The sequence below is a fragment of the Amycolatopsis sp. SID8362 genome (assembly GCF_010550475.1).
In the GTDB taxonomy this organism is placed as follows: Bacteria; Actinomycetota; Actinomycetes; order Mycobacteriales; family Pseudonocardiaceae; genus Amycolatopsis; species Amycolatopsis eburnea.
Genome location: NZ_JAAGNB010001310.1, coordinates 1 through 1,858 on the forward strand (window position 1 = coordinate 1; position 1,858 = coordinate 1,858).

General features: G+C 72.4%; 2 protein-coding genes. Both read left to right on the plus strand.

Features of this window, described 5'->3' with window-relative positions:
• The coding region (locus G3I65_RS57825; RefSeq protein WP_160697205.1) for a transposase family protein at window positions 1-629 on the plus strand (629 nt) is incomplete at its 5' end.
• 80 nt (window positions 630-709) lie between these two features.
• The coding region (locus tag G3I65_RS40050; protein ID WP_309235944.1) for an acyltransferase domain-containing protein at window positions 710-1,858 on the plus strand (1,149 nt) is incomplete at its 3' end.

The window sequence follows — 1,858 nt, forward strand, 5'->3', positions numbered from 1 at the left end:
CCCTGCTCGCCGTCCGCGCCGCCCGCCTGAACCGGGTCCTGCGACGCCAGGCCGCCCGGGCCGCGGCGGTGGTGCTGGTGGACGGCACCCTGATCCGGACCCGCCGCCGCACCGGCAAAGCCAACCGGGCCAACTACAACGGCAAACACAGACATCACGGCCTGGTCGTGCTCGCCCTGACCGACGAGACCGGCCGGTTGTTGTGGGTGTCGGCGGCGTTGCCGGGCAAGACGGCCGACATCACCGCCGCCCGCCGGCTGCGGATCCGCCAGCACCTGCACGCCCACGGCCTGACCCCGGCCGGGGACAAAGGCTTCCACGGCTGGCACAAAGACGTCCGCACCACCCGCGAATGCCCGGACTGTGAGGGACCGTGCGAGCAGATCGTGCTCACTCCCTACAAAGCCGAAGCCCGCCGGCCGCTGACCAAGGCGCAGAAGCAGGCGAATGCGGTGTTCGCGGCGATGCGGTGCGCGGTTGAGGGCGGCTTCGCCGCCCTCAAACACTGGCACATCCTGGACAAACTCCGCCTCGACACCCGCCACGCCACCACTCTGCTGCGCGCCCTGCTCGTGCTCACCCAGCACGAGCACAGCGTCCGCGACACTGCCCGGTCAGGAGAAGCCTGAGCATTACCAGGACCGGTCAACCCATCCTGACCAGCACAAACCACGATGAAACAACCCCATTGGGGCGCTTGGTGCCGTGGGTGCTGTCCGGGCGGAGTGCGGGTGCACTGCGGGGACAGGCCGAGGCGCTCGCCGGGGTGACCGGGGCGCCGCTGGACGTCGGGTGGTCGCTGGCCACCACGCGGGCCGCCTTCGAGCACCGGGCCGTCGTGCTGGGGCGGGACCTCGCGGACTTCGCCGCCGGTCTCGACGGTGCCCACGTGGTGAGCGGGGTCGCGAGCCGGCCCGGGAAGGTCGTGTTCGTCTTCCCCGGCCAGGGTTCGCAGTGGACGGGGATGGCGGTCGAGCTGCTGGACTCGTCGCCGGTCTTCGCCGAACGGCTGGCCGAGTGCGCCGCCGCCCTGTCGTCCTTTGTGGACTTCTCCGTCGTGGACGTGCTGCGCGAGAACCGCGACCTCGCCCGCGTCGACGTCGTCCAGCCGGTGCTGTTCGCCGTGCTGGTCTCGCTGGCCGCGGTGTGGCGGGCGCACGGTGTCGAGCCCGCCGCCGTCGTGGGGCACTCGCAGGGCGAGATCGCCGCCGCGGTCGTCGCGGGCGCGCTGTCCCTTGAGGACGGTGCGCGAGTAGTCGCTTTGCGCAGCAAGGAGATCCTGGCGCTCGGCGACGGGGGGATGGCGTCGGTCGCGCTGTCCGCTGAAGCGGCGGCCGAGCGGCTGGCCGCCTGGGGCGGCGAACTGTCGCTCGCGGCGGTCAACGGCCCCACCTCCGTCGTGGTGTCCGGCGACGCGGGCCTGCTGGCCGAGTTCGTCGCGGGCTGCGCGGCCGACGACGTGCGCGCCAAGCTGATCCCGGTCGACTACGCGTCGCACTCCGCGCACGTCGACCGCATCCACGACCGGCTGCTGGAAGTACTGGCGCCGATCACCCCGCGCACCGCCGATATCCCGTTCTGCTCGACCGTCACCGGCGATTTCCTCGACACGAGCACCCTGGACGCGGCCTACTGGGCCCGGAACCTGCGCGAGACCGTCGACTTCGCCGGCGCCACGAAGAAGCTGCTGGCCGACGGCTACGGCGTCTTCGTCGAGTGCAGCCCGCACCCGGTGCTCACGATGGCGATCGAGGAGACGGCGGAGCGGGCCGTCGTCGCCGTCGGCACCCTGCGGCGCGAGGACGGCGGCCCCGCCCGGCTGCTGACGTCGCTCGCCGAGGCGTGGGTCCGCGGCGTG